Annotated in this window: 22 protein-coding genes, 1 tRNA gene and 1 pseudogene; 5 read left to right on the forward strand and 19 right to left on the reverse strand. The window is 37.4% G+C overall.

Annotated features, from left to right (window positions below; all coding sequences use genetic code 11):
* From I2F17_RS10530 to I2F17_RS10545, 4 genes and pseudogenes are all read right to left on the reverse strand, one after another.
* A pseudogene (locus I2F17_RS10530) lies at positions 1-106 on the reverse strand (IS982 family transposase); the annotation flags it as partial.
* A 511-nt stretch (positions 107-617) separates the two neighbouring features.
* Positions 618-1,226, reverse strand: a complete 609-nt coding sequence (locus tag I2F17_RS10535; protein ID WP_211139872.1) for a glutathione S-transferase N-terminal domain-containing protein — start codon at positions 1,224-1,226, stop codon at positions 618-620.
* A gap of 87 nt (positions 1,227-1,313) precedes the next feature.
* Positions 1,314-1,934: a DUF1294 domain-containing protein gene (locus I2F17_RS10540; RefSeq protein WP_211139874.1), complete on the reverse strand. Its 621-nt coding sequence runs from the start codon at positions 1,932-1,934 to the stop codon at positions 1,314-1,316.
* A gap of 10 nt (positions 1,935-1,944) precedes the next feature.
* Positions 1,945-2,895, reverse strand: coding sequence for a homoserine kinase (locus tag I2F17_RS10545; protein WP_211139875.1), 951 nt, complete (start codon positions 2,893-2,895; stop codon positions 1,945-1,947).
* Between the two features lie 104 nt (positions 2,896-2,999).
* Here I2F17_RS10545 and hisF point away from each other — a divergent pair, with 104 nt between their 5' ends.
* Positions 3,000-3,758: an imidazole glycerol phosphate synthase subunit HisF gene (gene hisF / locus I2F17_RS10550; protein ID WP_211139877.1), complete on the forward strand. Its 759-nt coding sequence runs from the start codon at positions 3,000-3,002 to the stop codon at positions 3,756-3,758.
* Between the two features lie 27 nt (positions 3,759-3,785).
* Here the strand turns inward: hisF and I2F17_RS10555 are convergent, their stop codons facing one another.
* Genes I2F17_RS10555 through I2F17_RS10580 form a run of 6 tightly spaced genes read right to left on the reverse strand, consistent with a single transcriptional unit; the run spans position 3,786 to position 9,909 of the window.
* Entirely contained in the window at positions 3,786-4,538 is a 753-nt protein-coding gene (locus tag I2F17_RS10555) for a CDP-diacylglycerol diphosphatase (RefSeq protein ID WP_211139879.1), read from the reverse strand.
* Between the two features lie 4 nt (positions 4,539-4,542).
* A complete protein-coding gene (locus I2F17_RS10560) occupies positions 4,543-5,736 on the reverse strand; it encodes a phospholipase D-like domain-containing protein (protein WP_211139880.1) in 1,194 nt (397 codons plus the stop codon).
* 40 nt (positions 5,737-5,776) lie between these two features.
* Complete coding sequence (locus tag I2F17_RS10565; RefSeq protein WP_196422500.1) at positions 5,777-6,406, reverse strand: MotA/TolQ/ExbB proton channel family protein; 630 nt, start codon at positions 6,404-6,406, stop codon at positions 5,777-5,779.
* Positions 6,407-6,418: 12 nt separating this feature from the next.
* Positions 6,419-8,644, reverse strand: a complete 2,226-nt coding sequence (locus I2F17_RS10570) for a TonB-dependent receptor family protein (protein ID WP_211139882.1) — start codon at positions 8,642-8,644, stop codon at positions 6,419-6,421.
* Positions 8,645-8,669: 25 nt separating this feature from the next.
* Entirely contained in the window at positions 8,670-9,503 is an 834-nt protein-coding gene (locus tag I2F17_RS10575; RefSeq protein ID WP_211139884.1) for a TonB family protein, read from the reverse strand.
* 1 nt (position 9,504) lies between these two features.
* Positions 9,505-9,909, reverse strand: coding sequence for an ExbD/TolR family protein (locus I2F17_RS10580; protein WP_211139886.1), 405 nt, complete (start codon positions 9,907-9,909; stop codon positions 9,505-9,507).
* A 251-nt stretch (positions 9,910-10,160) separates the two neighbouring features.
* Between I2F17_RS10580 and I2F17_RS10585 the strand changes: the two genes are divergently transcribed.
* Positions 10,161-10,236 (forward strand) — tRNA-Thr (locus I2F17_RS10585).
* A 46-nt stretch (positions 10,237-10,282) separates the two neighbouring features.
* Here I2F17_RS10585 and I2F17_RS10590 read toward each other — a convergent pair.
* Both I2F17_RS10590 and I2F17_RS10595 read right to left on the reverse strand, forming a co-directional pair.
* Positions 10,283-12,256, reverse strand: a complete 1,974-nt coding sequence (locus I2F17_RS10590; RefSeq protein WP_211139888.1) for a phytase — start codon at positions 12,254-12,256, stop codon at positions 10,283-10,285.
* Between the two features lie 21 nt (positions 12,257-12,277).
* Positions 12,278-14,767 carry a TonB-dependent receptor gene (locus I2F17_RS10595; RefSeq protein WP_235985952.1) on the reverse strand — a complete coding sequence of 830 codons (2,490 nt, stop codon included), beginning with the start codon at positions 14,765-14,767 and terminating at the stop codon, positions 12,278-12,280.
* A 394-nt stretch (positions 14,768-15,161) separates the two neighbouring features.
* On the opposite strand from I2F17_RS10595, the gene I2F17_RS10600 reads away from it, so the two are divergent.
* The 3 genes from I2F17_RS10600 (at position 15,162) to I2F17_RS10610 (ending at position 18,367) form a co-directional block, all read left to right on the forward strand.
* Positions 15,162-16,001, forward strand: coding sequence for a GGDEF domain-containing protein (locus I2F17_RS10600; protein WP_211139889.1), 840 nt, complete (start codon positions 15,162-15,164; stop codon positions 15,999-16,001).
* On the forward strand, positions 16,001-17,002 hold the full coding sequence (locus tag I2F17_RS10605; protein WP_196422504.1) for a helix-turn-helix domain-containing protein: 1,002 nt from the start codon (positions 16,001-16,003) through the stop codon (positions 17,000-17,002). Before I2F17_RS10600 ends, I2F17_RS10605 begins: the two co-directional genes overlap by 1 nt.
* A 465-nt stretch (positions 17,003-17,467) precedes the next feature.
* The gene (locus I2F17_RS10610; protein WP_196422505.1) at positions 17,468-18,367 is read left to right on the forward strand and encodes an EamA family transporter; all 900 of its coding nucleotides are present in this window, start codon (positions 17,468-17,470) and stop codon (positions 18,365-18,367) included.
* 13 nt (positions 18,368-18,380) lie between these two features.
* On the opposite strand, the gene I2F17_RS10615 is transcribed toward I2F17_RS10610, so the two are convergent.
* The 7 genes from I2F17_RS10615 to I2F17_RS10645 all read right to left on the reverse strand — a co-directional run bounded on the left by I2F17_RS10615 (position 18,381) and on the right by I2F17_RS10645 (position 24,788).
* Positions 18,381-19,199, reverse strand: coding sequence for an SAM-dependent methyltransferase (locus I2F17_RS10615; protein ID WP_211139891.1), 819 nt, complete (start codon positions 19,197-19,199; stop codon positions 18,381-18,383).
* A gap of 1 nt (position 19,200) precedes the next feature.
* Positions 19,201-20,499, reverse strand: coding sequence for an FAD-dependent oxidoreductase (locus I2F17_RS10620; RefSeq protein WP_211139893.1), 1,299 nt, complete (start codon positions 20,497-20,499; stop codon positions 19,201-19,203).
* Between the two features lie 210 nt (positions 20,500-20,709).
* Positions 20,710-22,704, reverse strand: a complete 1,995-nt coding sequence (locus I2F17_RS10625; RefSeq protein WP_211139894.1) for a TonB-dependent copper receptor — start codon at positions 22,702-22,704, stop codon at positions 20,710-20,712.
* A 90-nt stretch (positions 22,705-22,794) separates the two neighbouring features.
* Positions 22,795-23,250 (reverse strand): DUF2946 domain-containing protein, encoded by a 456-nt coding sequence (locus I2F17_RS10630; protein ID WP_407926567.1) that lies wholly within the window; start codon positions 23,248-23,250, stop codon positions 22,795-22,797.
* Positions 23,251-23,374: 124 nt separating this feature from the next.
* On the reverse strand, positions 23,375-23,788 hold the full coding sequence (locus I2F17_RS10635; protein ID WP_196422510.1) for a DUF6691 family protein: 414 nt from the start codon (positions 23,786-23,788) through the stop codon (positions 23,375-23,377).
* Positions 23,789-23,798: 10 nt separating this feature from the next.
* Positions 23,799-24,209 (reverse strand): YeeE/YedE family protein, encoded by a 411-nt coding sequence (locus tag I2F17_RS10640; protein WP_196422615.1) that lies wholly within the window; start codon positions 24,207-24,209, stop codon positions 23,799-23,801.
* Between the two features lie 51 nt (positions 24,210-24,260).
* Positions 24,261-24,788, reverse strand: a complete 528-nt coding sequence (locus tag I2F17_RS10645; RefSeq protein WP_196422511.1) for a GNAT family N-acetyltransferase — start codon at positions 24,786-24,788, stop codon at positions 24,261-24,263.
* Positions 24,789-24,791 lie beyond the last annotated feature (3 nt).

Genomic DNA, 24,791 nt, shown 5'->3' on the forward strand with positions numbered 1-24,791 from the left:
GTATTCGTTTGAAGTATTGATTCTGTTTTAGAAATTTCAAATAAGTGGATTCAAATTTTATAAAAAAATCATCAATGGTACAGAATAAAGCAGTAATATCAGTCATGAGGATTAGAGTGGTAAGTCGTGTCTAGTAACTCAACTTATGGCTCTAATCCTTGGCTTTTTCAAATAAATCCTTAAACAGGATTCGGGTTAAGTAACAATTTCAACAAAAGGGTAAAATATAAGCAATTTTACTATTTACATCACAGTAAAATAAAAAAGCACCAATATGAGACATTTTGCTATATGTTTGAATATGCTTTAGAGCGGTTAAATAGAGGATTAAAAGTTTTCCTCATTTTTCATAAAAATATGGAAAACTTTTGAAAGAGTAATGAGATTGTTTAACTATATTTTCCAATACTCTAATGATAAAACAAGCACAATGCGTTTGGCTTAAAATGAATATTTTCAAAATGGCTGAATTAAATGAATAAGAAGTAATGATTTACCATAAGAAATTGATTATATTTTTTATTTTAAAACTATTATTTAGAATACATATCAAGGAAATTATATAATTTCCTTGATATGATGCTCTTTGTATAAAGTAAAATCATTAATGAATACAGCTACAATAAACCTTCTTTTTTCATGGCTATTTTAACCGATTGACGTTGTGAAATTTTCTCACTAAATGCGCGTATATTTTTATATGGAGTAAGGTCATGCTTAATATATGCAGACCAACTCGTCAGTACAAATAAATAAGCATCTGCTGGGCCAAAATGATCACTGCTCAAATAGCGATATTCAGATTGTTCTAAAGCATGATCGATCAATGTTAAACATGTATCTACTTGCTGAATTCCTACTTTTCTTTCCTCATCAGTGATTTCACCCGCAAAAAATATAGAATAACTTTTATGTAGTCTTGTACTTAAATACCCTAACCACTCTAAAACACGTGCTCGCTCTAGACCCATATTTGGAATCATTTGCTTATTTGGGTCAAGCTCAGCTAAAAATGGAAGAATAGCCACAATTTCAGTTAAAAATACGTCTTTGCTCAGCTCTAGGGTTGGTACAGCTCCTTTAGGATTAATTTTAAAGAAATCTTGTCCTGTTTCTGTTTGATGCGTTTTAATATCGACTTTTTCTAGGTCATAATCTAAATGTAGTTCATTTAAAATAATATGAACAGCCAAAGAACAGGCACCGGGGGTATAATATAGTTTCACAATACATATCTTCGATTAGTTCTTCATTATTTCAATTTATAAGCTCTTCAGACCATTTACAAGTATCTTGTTTAAAATCTAGTTTTTTTAAAATTGAATCACGCCAGAAGCTATGACCACAGTCAACACAAGATTAAGTAATACTGTAAGCCAGTACATCTGCCTAAATGATTTTTTTTGTGTTTTATGTCTTAATTTTTGTTGCATAAACCAAGCAATTGACCAACCGCCCAAAATGGCAAAAATATGTAAAGTTACTTCAGGTACACGCCATTCGCCTGAAACAGCAGAAGTTTTGTCTTTTTTATACAAAAAGTAAGTCACAACACTACAAATAATACTCAGCAAAAAATAAGCACTTGGTAGTTTTTCCATGGTGTCTAGGGTGAATAAAATCAACCAATAAATAATAATTGCGATGGTCATTTTATCGAGTTTAGATGATTGTTTTTGAGGAAAACTTTCAAATGTTGCTGAGGTTGAACGGCTTTGTTGTACATTTAAATACACCACACTTTTTGCGGTAAACTGACCTTTACGCGCGACAACTACCGTATATTCTAATGCACAACCCACGATAGGACGTGGGCCTCGTTTGGCGAAGTCTTTAATATGTAAAAAAACACGTGACTTGGTTCGATCTTGAGGTTGAATAAAACCATATCCTTTTTCATCAAACCATTCAACTAAACGACCCTGATCACGCATGTTTTGGCTCTCATTTTAAACGTCTTAAACGATCCACTAGCATGTCACGCATTTGAGTGGGATCTTTTTGAAATACATCACTACCGCCACGGCCTTCTAAACGATTCAAACGTGCTACATTTAAACGCAGTAACCAAAAACGACAAGCGCACATCGCTAAATACACATCTAAACATGCACGTTCATCATCACTCATTATTCGAGTTTTTTGGTAAGCCTGTAAATAAGCATCTACTTTGGTTTGATCTAAACTCACCGCAGGGTATTTAGTACAAAACTCATTAATCGTGATTGCAACATCGAATAGTAACTCATCAAAATTAAGCTCAAAAAAATCTAAAATGCCTGTAAGTGTGTCACCTTTAAAAAGGGTATTGTCTCTAAATAAATCTGAATGCACCCAACCTTGGCTACGATTTGGATACTGTGTTTGATACTCATGAAAGATTGCATAAACTTGATCAAACAATACTGCATCTTGTTCAGACATTTCTTCTTTTTGTAACATACGACCAATATCAGTCCAATATGCGTGACCACGACTATGACTACGTGTCAGTGGGAAGTTGTGCAGAGCAACATGTAGTTTTGCCTGTGCTGTTGCAATTTCTTTAACTTGTGCCACATTGGTTATTTCTGGATGTTCACCCCATACTCGTGGTGCAATTTGAGCAGGTTTACCGACAATATAGTGAATAGCTTTACCACTATGCATCAGCGGTGCAGCGACAGGTACACCATGCTGTGATAAGTGTTGTAATACAGGTACAAGTTCACCTGCACTTTGCTCTGTCTCATTTTCAAATACGGTCAGTACATACTGTTTTTGATCTTCGCAGATAATAAAATAGTTGGTATTTTGAATGCCGCCTTGAATGGGTACAAGATCAACCACGTTTAAGCCGTATGCACGGGTAAATTGTTGAACTTCTTCTAAGCTCAAAGGCGTATAAACAGACATAGAAAACCTGCGTGAAACAAAAATAGTTTGATAGAATACATGAAGTTTAACAAGTTATAGCCGATCTCGGAAACTTTATTTATAAGCCAGTGCAGGATACCCATATGCTCGCAAAACGAATCATCCCTTGTTTAGATGTCGATAATGGCCGTGTGGTCAAAGGCGTACAGTTTTTAGATATTCGAGATGCAGGTGACCCTGTTGAAGTTGCACGACGCTATAATGAACAAGGTGCAGATGAAATCACCTTTTTAGATATTACCGCAACACATCATGGCAGAGACACCACATACCGCACTGTAGAACGTATGGCAGAATCTGTTTTTGTACCACTCACCGTTGGTGGTGGTGTACGTAAAGTAGAAGACATTCGCTTACTTTTAAATGCAGGTGCAGATAAAGTCAGTATTAATTCAGCAGCCATCACTCACCCAGAATTTGTACAAGAAGCATCTTCTCGTTTTGGTGCACAATGTATTGTTGCTGCCATTGATGCCAAAAAAGTTGCGACAGGTAAATGGGAGATTTTTACTCACGGTGGGCGAAAAGCCACAGGTATAGACGCCATTGAATGGGCAGTCAAAATGGCCAATTACGGCGCAGGTGAACTCCTTATTACAAGTATGGATGCAGATGGTACAAAAGCAGGCTACGACATTGAACTCATGCGTGCTATTAATGATCGTGTTTCTGTACCTACCATTGCCTCTGGTGGGGTAGGTAATTTACAACATCTTGCCGATGGAATTTTACACGGCGGTGCCGATGCTGTACTTGCTGCAAGTATTTTCCACTTTGGGCAACACACAATCCCTGAAGCCAAAAAATACCTTGCAGAACAAGGCATTGAAATGCGTCTCTAAGACATTTACCTAGATACGTTTTGTACGCTACGGTGTCACCTCACAAAACGTATCTTGTATTTCCTCAATACTTCCCAAATTCTTCTCTGTTAAGTCAAATCTGGTGGCCAATAAAATAATATCTGTTCCTGTGGCTGACACCATGCCTAAACCATACTCAGCCATACGACCTGCATTGTTTTGTTGTAGATAATGAGAAAGTTCCACAAAAGGGTTTACATCATTCAATTGAGATAAATTGATCTTTTTGGCTAAATAACGATGACCTAAAATAGGCGTTGATAATACACGCCATGACTCCGTAATTTGTACACGCTCATGGGTTAACTGTGTATACACTTGCGCTTTCAAACATGATGAATGTATATGTAATTGATCTTGTGTACGTCCGTAAGGTGAATTTACTGTAAAAGATAAATAACGAGGATCAATCACTTTTTTATGTTGTACATCTAAAATTGCACGATGTTTCCATGCATCTGCAAAATAATTGTGTGCATTTGGCTTGAGTAGTTTCAAGTCTTCAATGCCTGTAATTTTAGCAGTTGGAATAATTAAAGTTTGTACAGGCCCATTTCGATCTCTTAACACCACATAGCCCGCTGATCTATTCACAACTAAACATGCATGTGTTTCATCTCGGCTTGTTTCGCAACGATGATTCACAATATCCCACAAAACCTGTCGCTTCGATAAAGTTTCGGGAACCAAAAAACAGCCTGTCAACACCATACTCAAAGCAAAAACAGTAAAAATATTACGACATATTAAATCACGCATCTCTTCACTCTTTGGCAGGATTCACTGGCTTATAAGCTGTATTCACATTCACTAAATGTACATAGTTACTTTGCCATAAATCATCATACAAACGGTCTAAATTTTGAGTAATTTCGAGTTGATTATTGAGTACAATGTCTAAATTACGAGACTCGTCAAAATACCCACCGCTCCAATTCGATGTACCCACCCATGCTGTTTTATGATCTATGGTCATATACTTGCTATGAATCACCCGAGCATAGGGAATAAAGCCGTCTTTACTTTTAGGAATCGTTACAATTTTAATATTCATGTTGGGTACAAGCGCAAGGCTTTTAATCCAAAAGATGTCTGGATATCGAATATTCCAGTCTGCAATCATTAAGTTAATCTTTACACCACGTGCAGCAGCTTCTCTTAAACTACGATCTATCAGATCATAAAATACACGCTTACCCTTACCTTCTGCATAACTCAGTGGTGAATACTGCATGACTTGAATATTAATATTGGACTGAGCGCTGGCAATCAGTTTAGGAAAATTATCTACTGCTGTATAAATATTGCTCGGTGTAACTTTAGGTGGACTTGCCAGTAAATAATCATTTTGAGTGACATTTTCAGGGATTTGATGCTGGGTAAATGTTGCAATCGTTTGTTGCTTTTCTAGATGAATTTGATTATTCCAATCCGTTTGGAAAATCTGTTTCATCTGCTCAACCATTTGTGCATTGTTTATTTTTAAGCCTGTTTCATGAATATGCTTTAATGCTCGCCAGTCAAAATTTTGGCTACCCACAAAAGCCACTCGCCCATCGACAATAAAGTATTTGGCATGAATAATGCCATGACTGACTTTAGAGAAGTTCATCACTTTCCATTCAAGATTTGGAATGCTCTGAATATATCGAATGGTGTCTGGATTAGATAAACCGACCCCTTTTTCATCGAGTAAGAAACGGATTTTCACGCCTCTTTGCCCTGCGCTTTTTAAGGCTTGAAGTACGCGATCGAGTGCTGTATTTGGCAAACTATATACATAAAACTGTGCAATCTGTATCTCAGAGGTCGCCCCATCAAACAGCTGTTGCCAAGTGGTTTGTGCATCTGACAATGCAGGGTGTTGCAATGTGGTTTCTGTTGGAAGATTAACAACTAACTCAAACTCACCTGTTGTTTGCGCATTAATCATCTGAGATACACTTAAAAATGTCAAAAAAACACCCAAACAAGCGAATTGTTTGGGTAGTTTAACATTAAGCATAACTGTTTTCTTCAGTGGTTTGTGCTTTGTAAGTTGCCCCTTTCACCACTTTGCTCTTCCCTGTGTTAATCAACAAAACTTTAGACAGTTCGTTGATGCGTTCAATACGGTTACCTAAAAAATTATTGGCCACCAACGCCACTAAAGCAATTGCAATTCCTAGCCCTGTAGCATATAAAGCTGTACCCATACCGCCTGATACTTTACTCGCATCAGACACACCCGATGCCGCCAAGGCTTGAAATGTATCTACAATTCCTAAAATAGTACCGAGTAAACCTAATAGTGGTGCAGCTGCAACAATCGTCTCTAATACCCAAATACCTTTATTTAAAGCGGCTTTGCTTTCGATGTATTGCTGTTCAATAGCATCGTTACGCTCATTTTCCGTCAGACCACTTACCAGTAACGGTTCAACCAGTAGGTATGCAGGGTTTTTATCTTTTTTCTCAACCTGTTTTTCATCAAGCGTATGTTGTTGCTTGAGCTGTTCATTGAGTTTTTTCGTTTGCTTTTGTGTCCATGTTAAATAGATCACACGTTCAATAAAAATTACACACAGCACCGCTAAGCAGGCATACATCATATAAAAAATAATACTATGAACTAAATCAGCATTCATGTTAGTTAACCCTTATAGTTTTGCAGATAGAGAAATGACAAATGTACGTTCTTCACCTATGTTATACAGTGGTGCCGAACCAGTCGCTGTACCTGTGGTTTTTGAATTCATTTGAACTGTTTTGGCCGATGCTAAATACTCTTTATCAAAGATATTATTTACACCAAACTTTAAAGATACATCTTTGACAAAACTATTTTTTACAGGTAAACGTACCCCTGCAGAGAAATCAAATGTAGTACGACCTGAGATCTTTTCATCGTTGGTTAAGTCACCATAAAATGGCCCAGTGTAATTACCACTGAAATTCCATAACCATGTGCTATTGTCATAGCCAATGCCCGCGGTAAAAACGTTTTTAGATGTATTTGGCGTTTGCTTACCCACCGTTGGTAAATACACCCCTTTTTTGATTGCCATACCCTTTTGTTCTGAGTCTGTATAGCTATACGATGTGTAGTAGTTCATGTTATACGCTAAATGACCACTCCACTCGAACTCTACCCCACGGCTATCTACTTTACCTGCATTAATCATGACATCATCACCCCCGCCATTTTGGCTAGAGATTTGGCGATTCTTATAATTCATATTAAATACAGTTGCGCTGAGTAGCATGTCTTGGGTTTGATAACGCCAACCTAGCTCTTGGTTCACACTTAACTCTGGCTGTAAACTAATAGAGTCATCTGCGTTATACAGCACATAGTTTTGTGGTGCCCGCATGTTTTTGGAAAGATTATAAAAGAATTGGTTTTTGTCATCGAGTTGATATTTTGCACTAAAATTAGGCAATAATTCGCTATATTTGGCTTGTTTTGTGTATGAAGTGGTCGATAAACTGCCTAAATTATTACCTTTACGTTTAACACTTTCCCACGCAAAACCACCCATTAACGTAACTTTTGGTGACACATACCATGTATCTTGTAGCCAAACACGTTGTGCAGGTGTAATGGTAAATTGATTTCGTCCTTGTACCACTTGACCTTTGGCATCTACAAATTGATTTGATTCTGCCCAAACATCACGAGGTATACCATTGTCTGTATAAATAAAAGGTTGTGTTTGACGTTGACGAGCACGCTCATACCAATATCCAGCAGATAGGCTATGTTGCTCATTCAGATCCCATTTTGCTTTCACCGTAACACCCGGACGCCATGTTGTTGTCATTGATGGGCGGTAAAATTTTTGAGTATTAATTACATTTTGTAAATCATACAAATTTGACTTACTCGATGTATTTAAAGTTTTTGATTCGGTAGAGCCACCCCCATTGCCCCAATAGTAATACGGCTGAATGGTTGCTTTAAACGTATCACTTAAAATTAAATCTTGCGTTAATGAAACATTTAAATTTTCAAATGGGTTACGCGCATATTGATAATATTTAGAATCATTTGAATTAGATGAATAATCTGCTTGATGTCCTGTAGTACCATTTATATTTGGACTTGCATCAAAATCACTCTTTTTCACTGAATTATATTGATAATTATCTTGCTTATTATATTTCACAATCAAACTACTGGTGTTGCCATTATCTGCTTTATAAAATGCATTGGCTTCAACTTTATTGCCCTCTAAATCACCCTTGCCTTTCCACTTATTGGCGGTCGTATGTGATGCAGATAACCATGCACTAAAGTTCCCGATTTGTCCTGTTTCAATACGAGCAAAGGTTTTTTTCAGGTCATTACTGCCAAATTTTTGTTCGACAAATAACCCTGCATTTTTATCTGGTCGTTTGGTACTTAACCCAATATTACCACCACTTGAGCCAATATGGGGGCCATCTACTTCTGCCGAACCTTGCGTCACAAACACTTGGCTAATGTTTTCCGAATCACCTAAAAGGTTCGGATACACTGCATAGTTTCCAGAGTCATTTAAAGGAATACCATCGGCAGATAAACCGATTTGATCTGCCCCCATGCCACGCATAGTATAGTTTAGACCACTAATTCCCGAAGAATCTGTACTACTCATTTGTAAACCGGGCACTTTTGCAATTTTATCTAAGGCATTTCCTGCACTCGGATTATTATTTAAAGCATCGCTTGTAACCACAGAGCGTGCCTTTGGTGTATCTTCTTGTACCATCAAGCCACCGCCTACAGGTGCTTGCCCTTGCACAGATACCACACCAACATCTACACTTTGTGCCTGCACAGTTGCAGATACAAGTATAGATAATATAGATACTGACAATAATTTTTTCTCAAAATTTCTCATTTCTTTTCCTTGCTTTGTAGTTTAACTACGGCGCTGTATAATTTAAGGTCGCAACAAATCGTTTTTGGCTTTCTCCTGAAAAAGCATCTTCAGGAAATGGCTCAACGTGTTTAATTGCTTGTAAACTTGAAAGTGCAGCTCGGTTTAACAACATACTTTTAGATTTAGAGGCAATTCCTGAATCTAATACTTTCCCACTTCGATCAATTTGCAACCATACTTCAACATTTCCTTCTGGTCGCTCAAGTGATGCTTCTCGCCCTGTTGGATAACGTTTTTGTTGTTCAACTGCCGTTCTCACTTGCTGTAAATAACCTGTTTCAGCTGAACGATTACCCGCTGTTGCCGAAGCTACTGGCTTTGGTTTTTCTGCCTCTACAGGCTCAGCCTTCATTTTTGGAGCTTCTTGTGCTTTTTCAGCCACAGGGGCAGGCTTTTCTACTGGCGTTTCAACCACTTTTTCAGGTACTTTTGCTTCAACAACTGGCGTTTTTTGAGTGTCTTGTGCTTTTGCCTCAACCTTTTTAGGTTCTACCTTTTCTACAGGTTTCACTTTTTCTACGGGTTTCACTTTAGGTTCGGGTTTTGGCTTAACAGGCTCAACCACTTTCGGTTTAGGTTTTTCTTCAATAATCGCATCTTCAGACGGTACTTCAGGTTCAGCCTGCACTACAGGCATAGGTGGTGTAACGACTGGTTCTGGCAATGTTGCCATGGTAATTTCAATCGGCTTTTCATCATATTTAGGTTCAACCTTCAGTACCTCAGGCTGAACTAAGAAAAGCAAATATGCACCTATGAAAACCGCAGGACACCAACTTAAAGCCCGTCGATGATGATAAACAACATACATACTCATACTAGACTTTCCGTGTGGCTAACGATACAGATGTAAAACCATCTGCACGCAAACGATCCATCACACTCACCAACTGCTCTACAGCCACACCTTTATCACTATTAATAATCACAGCAATACTTTTACCTGCTTGTTGTTGTGATTTTAGTGATTGAACCAATTGGTCTATGCTTGTGTTCTGCCCATCTAATTGAATTTGATCTGCCAATAGCGTAACAATTGCCTTGGTTTGTGGCTTGAACGCTTGTGAGGTGGTTGCAGATGGTAATTGCGTTTTTAGGCCTTGTGATGGAATCACATTTAAACTAATGAGCACAAAAAAAACCAACAGAAACATCATCACATCAATCATTGGAATCAGCTCGATATGTGGTTTTGCTTTTTTTGTTTCACTCCAACTACGCATTATTTTCACCATTGCATATTTAATGCACCACAGCATAGGCATGAAATATGACAAATCATTGATAAAATGATGACAGTTTGATTAAAATAATTTTTTTAAAAATCATTGGCTTAAATCATAAAATCACCCAGAAACGAAAAAAACCACGCCTAAAAAAAGTATGGCATGGATAAATTTGAAATATAAATTCACTAAATGGTTATTTTTTAGCTTGACCTTTTTAAAAAAGTGTATAGAATTGCCACCACGTTGCCGACATAGCTCAGTTGGTAGAGCAACTGACTTGTAATCAGTAGGTCCTCAGTTCGAATCCGAGTGTCGGCACCAACGTATTTTTATAGACCATCAATCACTTGATGGTCTTTTTTTATGCCTACTCTGGTAGTTTTAAAGCCTGAGCAATACTTGTCCATGGTACATATTTAAAGTTTTGGTTACCTTCGGGCATACGCTTATGTCCATCTTGTGCCACAAACATCCCTGCTTGCCAGACGCCCCCCATCGCAAAGCGACTCACTTCTAATCCATCTGTTTCAGAAATAGCATCAATATTTTTACTTAAATTCATTCCCACCTTAAAACGACCACGATATTGATAAGGGGCTGTTGCATCAATCACCACATAACTGTCATTGCCTTGGCTTGAAAACACCAAATAGCTATGTTGTTTTCCTTGGTAAATTCCCATGCCTTCAATATCATCTTTTACCCCATGCTCACCAACTGCAATCACCTTTTGTAAAGCTTCATTGTTTGATAAAAGACTCATACTCCATACCGCATGATCTTCTTCACCTAAGAAAATACGATCATTTGCATCATCCACGACACAACCTTCAGGCTGAGTTTTTACAGAAAAACGCTTCACTTCTGTGCCCTGAAGCTGTTTATTTTTACCTGTAATTTTATATTGTATAAAAGTACCATCTTTATCATTTGGAATGGCAAAAATGTCTTTTTCACGGTTTTGATATAAACAAATACCATAAATATCTTTTAAGGTCGTTGATACTTCACCCAACACAGATACTTTTCCTGTGGTTTGATCAATAGCAAACACGTGTAAACTATTTCGATCTCGATTTGTTGCAATCGCTATATCTATTAACTGATCTCCCCACATAAAGTGAGGACGAATATCAACATTGTTTAATCGCCCAACTGCTAAGTATTGGGTTTCTAAACCCTTGAGATCGTAAACTTGTAAACCACCTTGTTTATCTGTTCCTAACACTCTAGATTGAGCTGGATTTTTAATATTGTGCCAAATTGCAGGATCATCTGCGGCATCACCTGCATGCGGTACACTCACTGTTTGTACTTCAGGTTGAACTGTCACGACATCTGTAGTTACAGCTTGAGCTGGCTTTTCATCAATACTCACTTCTTTTGCAGAAACTTGAGCCACTTTTATCTGATGATTATCATTTATTAAAAATTTAATTTGGCCTTGTGTGAACCACACCTGTAATTGTTGTGGTTTTTTCATGTCAGGCAATGACCATGTACGAAGATATGACCATTGTTTGCCTTTTTGCGCATACTGATAAATCAAATGTGCTTTTTCATCCAATACAAAAGCAGACTCACCTAATCGTGAAATTCCTGTAGGCATACGTTGTATATGGCCATAAGGTTGTATTAAGTCGACAATTTGACGTGAAAAAGGTTGTTCAGGATCTGCTGAATATTGCCAAACCCCAATCCCTTCTTCATTCAATAAAATTTTACCTTGATGCTGATCAATCGCACATGCATTGGTGCCTACAGGTAAATAAAGTGAGCGTATTCGTTTAGGTTGTGAGAGTATTTTGTCATGTTGACCAACCACCCACTGCTCACCTTCGCCTTGTTCACCAATTAAAAATGTAAAAATATCTCTACTTTCATTTTTATATGTACACAGTGTGTCTATTTTAAACGTGGTTTTCGGTAATACAGTTGGTTTTGACCATGTGTTACTCTTAAAATCATAGCTATTGTTTACCACTTGCTGGGTATTTAAATCAACAACTTGCACTAAAATTTGTGATTCATTTAAAGCAGTATATGTTACCGAACCGAACTTACCCTCTATATGACTCAACACTTTATATTGTTGATCTAAAATACGCAGGCCTTGGGTTTTACTGCTTTGAAGCACAAATGCCTGTGGCCATGTTGGCATATTAATATGCTGTACTGCTTCAACTTTAAAGTCTTTGTCTTGTATTGGAATAAAGTTCAAAGTACTGTCATTATGACGTACTTGACTTGTAGCCATAGCTGTTTCTTTGTGTTCAGGTGCCTGATAACATGCAACGAGTGTCAGCATAAGACTACTGATTAATACCGTTTTTTTAAACATAATCCTTAAACCATCATTGCATTAGAAGTGTGTAAAAGTCAGTGCCAATTTATAAGTCGGCCCATATTTTTCATATTGTGCATTGAGCGCTTTTGAACCTGTGTAGGCGTAATACGCTTGATTTGTGACATTCCCTACATCTAATTTAAGTTTTAATTGCGGGGTAATATTGTAATAGCTGCTAATATCTACAAAGAATTGACGATCATTATAAATATCGAGCGCAGGCTGACTCACATCAGTGACTTGATAAACATTTGCTGACTTATAGTTTGCAGACACTTTCAAACCTGCCCGTTCTCCTTCCCACCCCAACAATGCATTACCCACAACATTTGATTGACTCGGAAAACGAATATGGCGGGTGGTGTATGTATCTGAAATCGTGGCATCTGAATGACTGAACGTACTATTTAAGCCCCACACTAAACCATTCCATGGTGCAGGAAGCTGTTCCATTTTTTGTGAATAGGCAAGCTCTAAGCCATAAATTTTTGCTTGTTGACCATTTTTATAGGTCGTTACCGTATCAAAATCTGCCCAGCGGCCTTGGCCAGATAAATCTGTTTGATAGACAAAGTTTTTGATTTTTTTATAAAACACATTAGCCGACAAGGTACTTGCTGTACCAAAATAATGTTCCACACTAAGGTCAAAATTGTTGGCTGTGAGTGGTTTTAAATCAGGATTACCAAATTCAGCTTCTAAGTCAGTATTACTAATATACATTCCGGGTGACGACTGAGCAAAGGTCGGACGAACCACTGTACTGGTGTATGCTGCACGCAATAACGTATTTTTATCTAGCTCATAACGTAGAGTAAGGTTGGGTAACCAATGCTGATAATTTTGCTTGTGTGATGTCGATGATATTTTTTTATCAATATATCCATATCCTTGAGCAGTTTTCTTTGTTCCTTCAAAACGTAAACCAGCAATAATTCTTAATTGATCAATGTCTACAGTATTCATAAAATACAAAGCATTAATGTCTTCTTTGCTTTTAAAATCATTGACTGTAGATGCTTCAACATCCATATTCTTATTTGGATCTAACCCCACCAAATGACTCTTAGCTGCGGCTTCATCAATAAAAGGGCCAAAGCTTGCTAGACTATAATCTGCACTTCCATAGAAATCATTGCTACCTAGATTTGTCGGTTTTTTATATACCCATTCATTTTCATCATTGGTTTTTTTACGATGGCTTATTTTACCGCCAAATTTAAACTGTGCCGAATACTGCGCTAGGCTGTAATCACGACTCAAATCTAGTTTAATATTTTTTTCTATATCTTTGGTCAGCGCTTGTTTTTCTTTAATACTGTTTAACGTGAAATTTTTGGCTTGATTTAAATCGCTGATATTTGAATTAAATACAGGTCGTTCAGTGTCTGAGTAACTCAAACCCTTAAATTTCCCTGTATATTCTGCACCAGATAAACCTTGCGGGTCATGCTCTTTGGCTTCGCTATACCCCACTTGGCCTTCGACCACCCACAAACCAAGTTGTTGCTTACCGCCTAATACATATGACTGTATAGTTTGGTCCTCTTCACGTGCCTTTAAAGCACGAGTGACCTTTCCGGTACATGCAGTGTTCACCACACATGGAGAATCAAATTTCACATTACGTGCATAACGTGATTCGGTGTCATCAAAACTGCTATACAAGGTTTTTAAATAATATTGCCCCGAATCTGTACGCCAATCAAAATTGAGCCCTGCCCCTAAACGTTTACGCTCAATATCATAATAACGCATAGAAATTTTATTAATACCCTGTCCTGTCCAAGCACCTTCCGTTTCCACATTATCTGAACCAAATTTACGATTTTGATAACTCAACGCAGCGGCCACACCAAAATTATCTTCACCACCAAATAGGTTAAAACGATTACTAATCGCACCAGAAAATTTTGGACTATATCGTTCACGTAAACTGTTATAACTGCCTTCAGCCGTGCCTGTATAAAACAATCCTTTATGATCAAAGGCAGAGAGGCTATTTACCTGTACTGTTCCCCCTAAAGAGTTGGCATCTAAATCGGGTGTCAGGGTTTTCACCACAGCCAAAGATTGCACCAATTCAGAAGGCAAAACATCAAGTGCTACACCACGGCGATTGCTTTCAGGTGCAGGTACTAAAGTTCCATTAATCGTCACGGCATTTAAGTCAGCACTTAAACCGCGTACCGTAACAAAACGCCCTTCGCCCTGATCTCGCTCAACAGAAACACCCGGTAGTCGCTGTAATGCTTCTGCTGCATTATCATCGGGTAATTGACCAATGCCATCGGCATGTACCACACTGCTAATGCTGTCTGAACTTTGTTGTTCACGCAATGCTGCACTCATACTTGCAGCTTGCCCTGTACCTGTCACTTGAATGACACCAAGTGACTGCACCTCACTGTCTGCTGCATATGTTGGATTCAAAGCCATGAGTGCTAAAACCAATGCACTAAATTGAAATGTATTCATATGTCTTTGTTGTTTTGAGTTACGCATTACATGACACCCCAAGCGAAATTAAGTTTGCTACGAGGCACCATAAGTTTTAATTGTGAATGATCTGTGACAACATTTTTTTACATCGCACTTTTGAGCTATTTTCATCAGACTTTTGTTACAAAATGAGCTATTTTGACGGTAAAAATGTTGTCAAACATGCTATTTTTCAGCCTAAAAGCCATGATAATGCATGAAATTGGCCAATTTAAAAAAAAATAATGAGCTATTTTGACTCAAACATACGCCATCAAAACGTCATATTTATTTGTTTAACTATAAAAAAAACAGTCTATTTTTTAATATGCCGATTCCTTTATCTCGCCCGATCCAATTTAGTCATTATCTTTATTTGCTTTCCCTTTTTTGCCTATTCGGTTTAATTTTATTTTTAATGTTTGGACAAATTAAACATATACCACAGTGGAATTGGGTTGATATTTTAGGTGAGGGAGGGTCAACACTATTTATTGGTTTTTGGATTGCATTACTTTTAAAAAGTCGCCCTCAAGGCTGTGTGACCAATTACATTTTTTTTGGTTTAAGTTTTATTTTTTTTCACCTTTGGATGGATACACTCGATGAGTTCATTCATTTGCCTAAAACCATTCATTGGAATGCTTGGCTCGAATCGGTTCCATTTCCAATTGGTATTGCACTGCTCACCATGGGTTTTATGTATTGGAAACAAGAACAATTGGCAATTGCAAAGCAATTGCTAAAAACAGAGCGTGTTTTTAGAGATCATCGTTTGTTTGATGCACTCACACCTTTAGCAGATGCACATTATTTTAAAGCACAGCTCAACAGCTTAATCAAAAATCAACAAGAACACAGCACTCACCAAATTATCTTAATCGACATGCAACAGTTTGATGCAATCAATAAGCAGCATGGTTTTCATGAAGGCTCTTTGATTTTAAAATATCTTTCACAAATTTTGATTTTGAATCTTAGAACACAAGATTTAGTGTGCAGATTTGCAGGAGATCGTTTTGTTATTTTATTGCCCGAAACCACACAAGTCGAAGCAAGAAAAATAAGCCAACAATTAAAAAATGTGATTGCTCATAGTCAGTATTATGCAGAACATTCAACCCAAACGATTCCACTGGCTATTTATAGTGTATTCACCCAATTAAACCACCCCAATGCAGCTTCGGTATTGCATGATTTAAATCAAAAACTACAACACGAAAAGCGATCCTACGCTATACATCAGGTCATACTCTAATGAATTATGAACATGACCACCCTTTTATTCCTGCACATCATCAATTGTCGTTACTGATTGATTTATCTCGACAATACCATTTAGATGACCATATTTTACTTAGTGGTAGTGGACTGTTTTTACAGGATATTTTATCTGCCAACAAAAAAATATCTTATCTTCAATTTATGAAAGTACTCTACAATGCCAAACATCACTTTCACAGTGATGATATACATTTTTTATTTGGTCAACGCTGTTTAACTACACCATTTAATCATGCTTTAAAATCTATTTTATATGCGCAAAATTTTGAACAAGTATTACAGCGTTGCTTGGAATTTCACGCCTTTGTATGTCCGTGGTTAACACCTAAAATTATGAAAAATGATCATGAAGTGATCATTTATTGGTTAAATGTACCCCGTGATCATGAAGGTTTATTTTTACTTGAAATGAGCATGAGTGCATTTAAAGCATTGTCTCGTGACGTATTTGGTGAAAAAGTCGCATGGCAGTTTGATTTTAATATTGAAGAACCTGATTACATTGAACAATATTGGAGTCACTTGGGCGACCAATTGCATTTTAAACAGCCTATTTCATGTATGCGCCTCGCCATTGAGCATCTACAAAAACCATTACAGCAATACTCATTTACCCTCTCTTCAACATCTTATATACAAGCAAAATATGAAATTGAAAAATATAAACTTCAGCAAAGTTTTTTAGAAGCCATTTATCAATACTTAATGCAACACATTGCGCAGGGCGTATCATTAGAAAGTACTGCTCATCATTTTTCCATGAGTAGTGCGACACTCAAACGTAAACTTAAAAAACACAACAGCTCTTTTCAAGCACAAATTGATCAATGCCGTTTGCATACAGCTATTATTTTACAGCGGGTACATGGTTTCAATGGTGATCAAATTGCCCATCATTTAGCCATTAATGACCCTACTAATTTTCGTAGAGCATTTAAGCGTTGGTGTGGTTTAAATATACAACAATTTGTTTAATGTACCACATTTAGAGCTAGACACATTTTGGCCAAAGACCAAATTAGAAAAATATACAAAACAAATGCATAATTTTGGCTTTGCTGCACAGTAAACATAGACTTCTTATTTTTATTTACGTACTGAAAGTTTTTGTCTCATGCTTTAAAACATTCAGATCATGATTTTACGGTGCTTGTTATTAGGCAAGATACTGTAGGGTGTTTTTGCAACTCCCCTTGTTTTAATGGCCATGTTTTACAATAACTCATGTGTTTAAAAATACCTAAAGTCCGTAATATACCTATTATTTTTAATATTTATTGAATATCAATATCTTAATTTTAATATAACAATCTTTTTCAAAGACGGTATAAAATAGTCGTCATCTACATATTTATTTTAATATTACAATAAGCATATAGTGATACCATATAGTTAAATTTCAGTATGTTATAAACAAAAAAATAATATAGGTCAGCTCATATGAACACCAAAGACTTACTCCTTGCATGTGTTGTTATTTTGGCATGGGGTATCAACTTTGTGGTCATTAAATTAGGCGTTCAAGATATACCTCCATTTTTATTGGGTGGTTTACGTTTCATTTGTGTTGCCTTTCCTGCCATTTTTTTTCTTAAACGACCTCCTGTACCTATTTACTTAATCTTACTGTATGGCTTAACCATGTGTTTTGGCCAATTTAGTTTGTTATTTTTTGCCATGTATTTAGGTATGCCTGCAGGAATTGCTTCTTTAGCCTTACAATCGCAAGCATTTTTTACATTATTACTGGGTGTTTTGTTTTTAAAAGATCAGCTACACATGCAACATATTTTTGGTATGCTCATCGCAAGTGTTGGGCTCATTATTTTAGCCATCAGTCGTGGTGGTTTAAATAGTCATGTGCCACTTATTCCATTTTTATTGATTTTAACCGCAGGACTGTCTTGGGCGATTGGTAACATTTGTAATAAAGTCATTTTAAAACATGCCAATGTAGATGCCCTTTCTTTGGTGGCATGGGCAGGCCTTGTACCTATTATTCCATTTTTTATGTGTGCTTTATGGCTCGACGGTGCTGAAAAAATTAGTGCCAGTTTTACGCATTTAAGTATTAAAAGTATCTGTGTGATCTTTTATCTGTCGGTGATTTCATCATTAATTGGCTATGGCTTATGGGGTTATTTACTCAACAAATATGAAACTTGGCGTATCGCCCCGCTCACTTTATTGATTCCCATTGTTGCTCTTATCGCGGGTTTTATTGCACTTGGAGAACGTTTGTCTTTATGGCAATACATCGGTGTTTGTGTGATCGCATTAGGGCTCTGTGTCAATATGTTTGGTCAAAGAGTCATTCATTACTTCAAATCAAGCCATTAATCTTTAAACCCATTTAATCAAGGCATTTCGACAACGTCACTTGCACATAATCTAGCATGCCCTCTTGATAGAGGGTTTGACATAATTGCGCAGTCATTTTAATTTTAAACCCTGCAGTGCCTGTCCAATGCGCTGAAGACTGTTGAGACACATATTGTGCAAAACCTGCAAAAACATCTTGGTTCATGACTTGTATATTTAACTGATCATAGCCATACACTTGCGCAAGTTGCTGTAACGTGTCCGCTGTTTCAAGATGCGCAAAGGTGATATTTGCAGCTTTTAACATGTATTGATATTTTTTTTGTTGTAGCCATGTTTGTTTTAAGCCACGCTCATTCAATAATAAATAATGAAACCCCACTCTGGTTTTGAAGGACACTAAATGCTGAATTGCCATAAAAAAATCAGAAAGTGCGCTATGGTAAAGTGCATCAATACACATAATCACATCATATTGTTGTTTTAACCATTGCAGTGACAAAAAAGAGCTTTGATACACGTCAATATCATCACTAATGCCTTGGAGTTTTTCAACACTTTCTGCTTGTAGTTCAATTGCAGTGATGTGTTGCACGGCATAATGTTGTTGCCACAGTACTAAACTTGCACCTTGTCCACAGCCCAAATCTAACACACGATCGGTTGCGCATAATTGCAATTGATTGGCGAGGGTCATGGCCAGTTGTTGACATGCCTGCACGTAATTTGAGGTCTGTGGTAACCACAGCCCCAAATTCGTCCAAGGATACCGTGAAGAATCACCAAGCATTGTGGCACTAATTGCATATTTATGCTGTAAAGCCAATCGATGCGACCATGGTTTGAGCACCTTAGTAACCTAATTCTGGTGCAATTGTTACTTTCGGCTTCAAGCCAACAAAAGGCAGTGGTGCACCTAAATTTTTAGCAATTTGCATGGCTGAAGTCACTGCAGATTCTAAAATAGGCAATCCATCACATGACCATGAACCACAAAAATATACTTTACGGTCTGTGGCTTTTTGACGGCGTTGTAATTCAGCATTGAGCTCAATCGTTTGCCAATTTACAACTGCACGGCTCAGTTTGACGCTCGACACAATTTTTTTCTTATCTATTGGCATGACAGGTCGCCATGTTTGAAACACGGCTTCTTTACCCACTAAACTAGGTTCAACAGCATTCATCCAAACGGTAAACTGTTGTTTAGTGAATGGACGATCCATCATATAACTGAGTACAGACCAGTCCTTGCGCCGTGGTGGCATGACTGTGGCATCTGTATGTATAACGAGATCGCCTTCTTCGAATTTAAATTGTTTAAGTAATGCCAGATCTTCTGCAAATTGTGTCGGATTTAAAAAATCTTCGAGTTTATTGGTTGGGGTCGCAATAATTGTGCGATCAAATAACTGTTTAAATCCAGCGGCATTTTCAACATAGACTTTATCATCTTGTAACTCCACTTTTGTTACAGCCGCACCACTTTGAATATCTATACCTTCAATCAACTTACTGACAAATGCAGGCGCGCCTCCTTGTAGCCGAAGCAGTTGATCTCCGTTGGTTAACTGTTGCAAGAAAACCAATAATGGTTTTGCTGGCCATTCCCCAATGGTTTGTGGGTTGCACGTACAAATGGTATATAACACAGGCATGACTGCACCATGCCAAAAAACGTCTTCAATTTCATTTTTATTAATAAATTCAGACAACGTAATGTCTTGGCGTTTAGATTTAAAAAAGCGATAGATTGCACTTTTCAGTTGCAACATTCCTTTAACTAAGCGTACACCATATTGTTGTAATCCTTTTCGATTGTTAATAATTGGAAAATTACCAATCGGTGCTCGCGATGTAGTCAACCATGTTTCAATTTTGTCTTCAAACAACCAACTGCACGACATATATGTACGTACAGGAAAAGTATCTATGCCTAAATGTGTCGCAAGGCTTAAGGTGTTTTTCCATAAGTATGGATTCATCACTCGCAAAGGTGCATCAATTGTCCCCCCATCAAAGGCAATACTATGACCATCCATGCCCCGACCGGGTAATGCTTCAAATACCGTGATACTATGCCCAGCATCTTTTAAAATTCGCGCAGTAGCTAATCCAGCCATGCCACTACCAATGACTGCTATATCCACATTGTAATCCGTTAAAAAGTTTTTTTTATTATGCGTGATCTAAAATAGAAAGACCTTATTAAAAAGTACCATTATGAATAGGTTATGTATCTTTTTTTAACATCATACTCAATGACAGACCCAATCTATCAATGACTAAACAAGGCCTGTCATCTTTACATTCACTTCATCGTTTATATCAACACAGGTGAACGTATTTTAAAGCATACATTAAAATTTAAATTCAATCCTTGCCCAATAGTTACGACCAATATTATTGATTTGCTCTGTACCACTAAAGCCCACGTTGGCATTCCCCAATTTATTGAGATGTTCGCTATAGTTTTTATTCAAAATATTATCTATACCAAGTGCAAGGGTTACGTCATTATTCCAACGATATGCACCATTGATTGACCATGTTGCAAACCCTTGGCTTGGGCCCAAATCGTAACCCACAATGTTACCTTGTTTAACACTATAACGATGCTGTGCTGCTACTACCCGCCACAAGGTTCCAAAACTATATTGATCAGCCACATAACGTAAATTTACACGAGCTTCTAAAGGCGCAAGTTGTGGCAATGCACGGCGTTGCGTTGTATTTTCACCCCATGCATACATCGCACTAACATCGGTTTGAATATGTGAGGTCAATGCATAACCCATGCCCCATTCTCCCCCTGCAATTTTTGCATTGACATTCATGGCATTGGTTGATGCACCATACTGCGTCAAAATAAAATTCTGCACATATCCCAAATATGCAGAGGCCCAATGATTCACGCGCTCGCCCTGATACTGATAACCGACATCAAGTTGTGTGGTCTTTTCCACTTTCACGGTATTAAATACATTGGGGCTACCATTGCCAAACGTAGGTGCAAATATTTCCCAATAATCTGGCATACGCTGTACATGACCAATACCAATATACGTGGTGCTATTTAACATCGGAAATTTGCTTTCTAAACGTAGAAAACCACTTGGTAATGTTTGATCACGTTTTTGATTAAAAGTTTGTTTTGTAGCTCTAAAGTCTTTAACACTCACTGCATCAACACGTGTGCCTAAGACCAATTTATGCTGCTCAGAAAGTGCTTTTGATGCTTCTGAAAATAAACCATACGACTCAAATGACATGTCTTTTTGCCGTGGTAATTGTCGATATGCCCGCGTGCCACGTTTACTATGGCTATTATATTGATGATCTAGCCCTGTTTGCACATGCCAATCACCGAATCGAGTTGTAAGCTCTAGACGCTGATTGAGCGTTTTACGAGCCACGTTCGAGGTCATGGCCATTTTATGCTGAAGAGGTCTTAATCCATAATTATCCATAACATGATCGTTAAAATTATAATTGATTTGAAAATCAATTTTTTCAAGGATTTCATCTATATACTGTTGCTGTACACGCAATCCTAAGTGGTCTCTTGCAAATGCAGTACCATCCATACCACGGCCTGCATACGCCACTTGACCATTGGCTTTCCCTGCCGTTGCTTCTAACCACGTATTTTCATAAGGTCGCCAACCTAAGGCAAGGTCAGTATTCCATTTTTCCCAATGGGCATGCACTGCTTTTCCTGCACCATCTTGATAATCATCAGATACAGAACGGTTTGCATTTAAACGAAGATAATGATTGTTTTCCCCCATGGCCACATCAATATTATGATCTAAACGACCAAATGAACCCATTACTGTACTTACTTGCCCTTTATAAAATTGATCTGGCTTGAACTCTACAGGTTTACGATCAAACAATACTGTTGCCGCAGACCCCGGATTGGCAAAACGTACCGTTTCAGGGCCTTTAATCACTATCATTTGATCAAAGCGTTCTGGTGAAATATACGAGGTTGGTGCATCCATCCGCCCACCACATGCACCCAAGTTTTCTGAATAATCTGACAATACTTTAATACGAGAGCCAAACATTCCTCTAAATGTAATATCACTATTGACCATACCTGCACTTTTTACTGCATTAAACCCCATAATATTTTGTAAATATGCAGCACCATCTACAGAAGGAATCGGCTGTGTGGGTTGCTTTGGGTCTCGTATAACTATTAATCCATTGGCCATATTTCCTTGTTCTGCTGTACTCACAATAGGACTAAGTTGCACGATCTGATCTACAGCATGTGTAGACGGTAAATATAAAATAGAGCAAACCATCATGGCCAAAGGACAATACATATTTTTTGAAATTGACATATTTTTCTCAAATTTTAGCTAAGACACAGCAATATCAGGTGAAATCACCCAATAAATGTGTTCAATAAATATTTAAATGCATAGATAACGTTAGCTAAAACGTGGAGGTGCTCGCCCTTGTGGTATTAAAAAAAGACGCTGTAAATCAAAGTAAATATGTTTAAACGCACATATAAATGCCAATAGTCTGATGCTTAATTTTACAAAAACTTCAGTTAGGCCTAAATCTAAAAATGCAATAAGATGACTATATACTGTACAAAATGGGCAATGATGATAAGCATCATGTGACATAGATCGATGATCTACTTTGGTATGCTGTGTTATTTGTGTAGACTCATTGAAATCATGCATGGGAAAATCATGAGTATGATGAGCCTCATGGGTTACTAAGGGTGTTTGAGGCTGTTCAAGCACACCAGTAATGGTCTCGCACAGTACAGCCACCTGCATATTTTGAGGTAAAAAAGGCTGTAAAAATACAGCAAGCTGTAAAATAATGGCACTCAAAGAAAGTGCCCACCCCAAAGGAAACAAATGCATAATAACTGTGATTTTTATCATTAAATAGTAACACATTTCACACTATTTAATGTATCTTCACCCCCTCTCAGATCATTAAAAATAATAATAATTTATAAAAATCATATATTTATATTTAAACCCCATTTCATTTGATCATTTTTGTATAGAGCCACATGCCTAACAGCATAGCGATCATAAAATAAAATGCCTGTAGATACCCTAAGGAAATTAATGCAACAGCAGGTGCAGGGCATATTCCTGAAAGCCCCCAGCCAACCCCAAACAAAGTTGCACCAATCAATAGTCGCTTATCAACTTGCCGATGTGTAGGCAATTCAATGTATTCATGAAACCAAGTTTGCCGTATTTTATGATGCTTGACCCACTGAAATGGAAAGATCGCCACTAAAATTGCCCCAAACATGACAAAGGCTAACCGTGGATTCCATGCTCCAAACAGATCTAAGAAAGAATGAACTGTTTGCGGATTAATCATGTCTGAAATCATTAAACCGAGTGCAAAGATACCACCCCATAAAAATGCAAATACGTTTTTCATGATGTTCCTTTTAGTGAATATATCGTTTAAACACAAAAACTGTGGCAAACCCCATAAACATAAACACCAGTGTTGCTACAATGGAACGCAATGACAAACGACTCACACCACAGACCCCATGCCCACTTGTACAACCAGAACCTAAGCGTGTACCAAAACCGACCAATAACCCACTAATAATTAACCAAAATGTCGAGGTCTTCAATTCAATATTCATGGGTTTGATATGCTGACCAATGATTGTGACCAACATTAATCCAACTAAAAACCAAAAACTACTGCGTTGAAACCAACCTTGCAGGTGAAATTGCTGTGCAATCATGCCACTCACACCAGCCACTCGACCATGCGTAAATAAATACCCCACTACAGCAATTCCAATGAGTACACCACCAATCAAACTATGTATATATTCCATGATCAATGCTCATCCGCACCTTATTCACAATTTATTATATATTTATTCTTAAAATTAATATAGAGATAAAGACATATGTATGGTCATCCATATAGGATCTTTTTCTTGTAAAAGCACATCAAAGCCGTGATAGCACCAAAAATCTTTTGCTCCCTTTAAAAAAGGATGAGTATGTAAATAAATAATATCAATATTTTTTTTGATTGCCGCTTGTTTCAATTGCTCGACAAGATATGTGGCCACATGTTGTCTGCGATATTCAGGCAATACATAGAGTTTAACTAATTCGACTGTTGTTTGACGAAAATGAAATAAGTCTTGAAAACGCAAATCATAGGCTTTAAAACCTGCAACGGCAATCAGCTTTTCTTGCTCATAGACCACGATAAAACAACCTAACGGATGATCGATAAATACCTGTTGAAAAAATAAAAGATCATCAGGAATAACCTGATGATCTAGCATGGGAAACATGGTTTGACGCGCAGTCATCACAAAATCAATAATGCTTGTTATTTGTGAATGATTGGCTTTTTGTACCACGTCAAACCTAAATTGTGTTTTGGTGGTCAAAAAAGCCATATT

The organism is Acinetobacter baretiae (assembly GCF_015627105.1).
Lineage (GTDB): Bacteria > Pseudomonadota > Gammaproteobacteria > Pseudomonadales > Moraxellaceae > Acinetobacter > Acinetobacter baretiae.

Excerpts from the sequence above, each read along its gene's own strand:
- I2F17_RS10540 (WP_211139874.1), bottom strand. The coding sequence starts at position 1,934 with ATGCGTGATCAGGGTCGTTTAGTTGAATGGTTTGATGAAAAAGGATAT.
- I2F17_RS10545 (WP_211139875.1), bottom strand. The coding sequence starts at position 2,895 with ATGTCTGTTTATACGCCTTTGAGCTTAGAAGAAGTTCAACAATTTACC.
- hisF (WP_211139877.1), top strand. The coding sequence starts at position 3,000 with ATGCTCGCAAAACGAATCATCCCTTGTTTAGATGTCGATAATGGCCGT.
- I2F17_RS10555 (WP_211139879.1), bottom strand. The coding sequence starts at position 4,538 with ATGCGTGATTTAATATGTCGTAATATTTTTACTGTTTTTGCTTTGAGT.
- I2F17_RS10565 (WP_196422500.1), bottom strand. The coding sequence starts at position 6,406 with ATGAATGCTGATTTAGTTCATAGTATTATTTTTTATATGATGTATGCC.
- I2F17_RS10570 (WP_211139882.1), bottom strand. The coding sequence starts at position 8,644 with ATGAGAAATTTTGAGAAAAAATTATTGTCAGTATCTATATTATCTATA.
- I2F17_RS10575 (WP_211139884.1), bottom strand. The coding sequence starts at position 9,503 with ATGAGTATGTATGTTGTTTATCATCATCGACGGGCTTTAAGTTGGTGT.
- I2F17_RS10580 (WP_211139886.1), bottom strand. The coding sequence starts at position 9,909 with ATGCGTAGTTGGAGTGAAACAAAAAAAGCAAAACCACATATCGAGCTG.
- I2F17_RS10590 (WP_211139888.1), bottom strand. The coding sequence starts at position 12,256 with ATGTTTAAAAAAACGGTATTAATCAGTAGTCTTATGCTGACACTCGTT.
- I2F17_RS10595 (WP_235985952.1), bottom strand. The coding sequence starts at position 14,767 with ATGCGTAACTCAAAACAACAAAGACATATGAATACATTTCAATTTAGT.
- I2F17_RS10600 (WP_211139889.1), top strand. The coding sequence starts at position 15,162 with ATGTTTGGACAAATTAAACATATACCACAGTGGAATTGGGTTGATATT.
- I2F17_RS10605 (WP_196422504.1), top strand. The coding sequence starts at position 16,001 with ATGAATTATGAACATGACCACCCTTTTATTCCTGCACATCATCAATTG.
- I2F17_RS10610 (WP_196422505.1), top strand. The coding sequence starts at position 17,468 with ATGAACACCAAAGACTTACTCCTTGCATGTGTTGTTATTTTGGCATGG.
- I2F17_RS10625 (WP_211139894.1), bottom strand. The coding sequence starts at position 22,704 with ATGTCAATTTCAAAAAATATGTATTGTCCTTTGGCCATGATGGTTTGC.
- I2F17_RS10635 (WP_196422510.1), bottom strand. The coding sequence starts at position 23,788 with ATGAAAAACGTATTTGCATTTTTATGGGGTGGTATCTTTGCACTCGGT.
- I2F17_RS10645 (WP_196422511.1), bottom strand. The coding sequence starts at position 24,788 with ATGGCTTTTTTGACCACCAAAACACAATTTAGGTTTGACGTGGTACAA.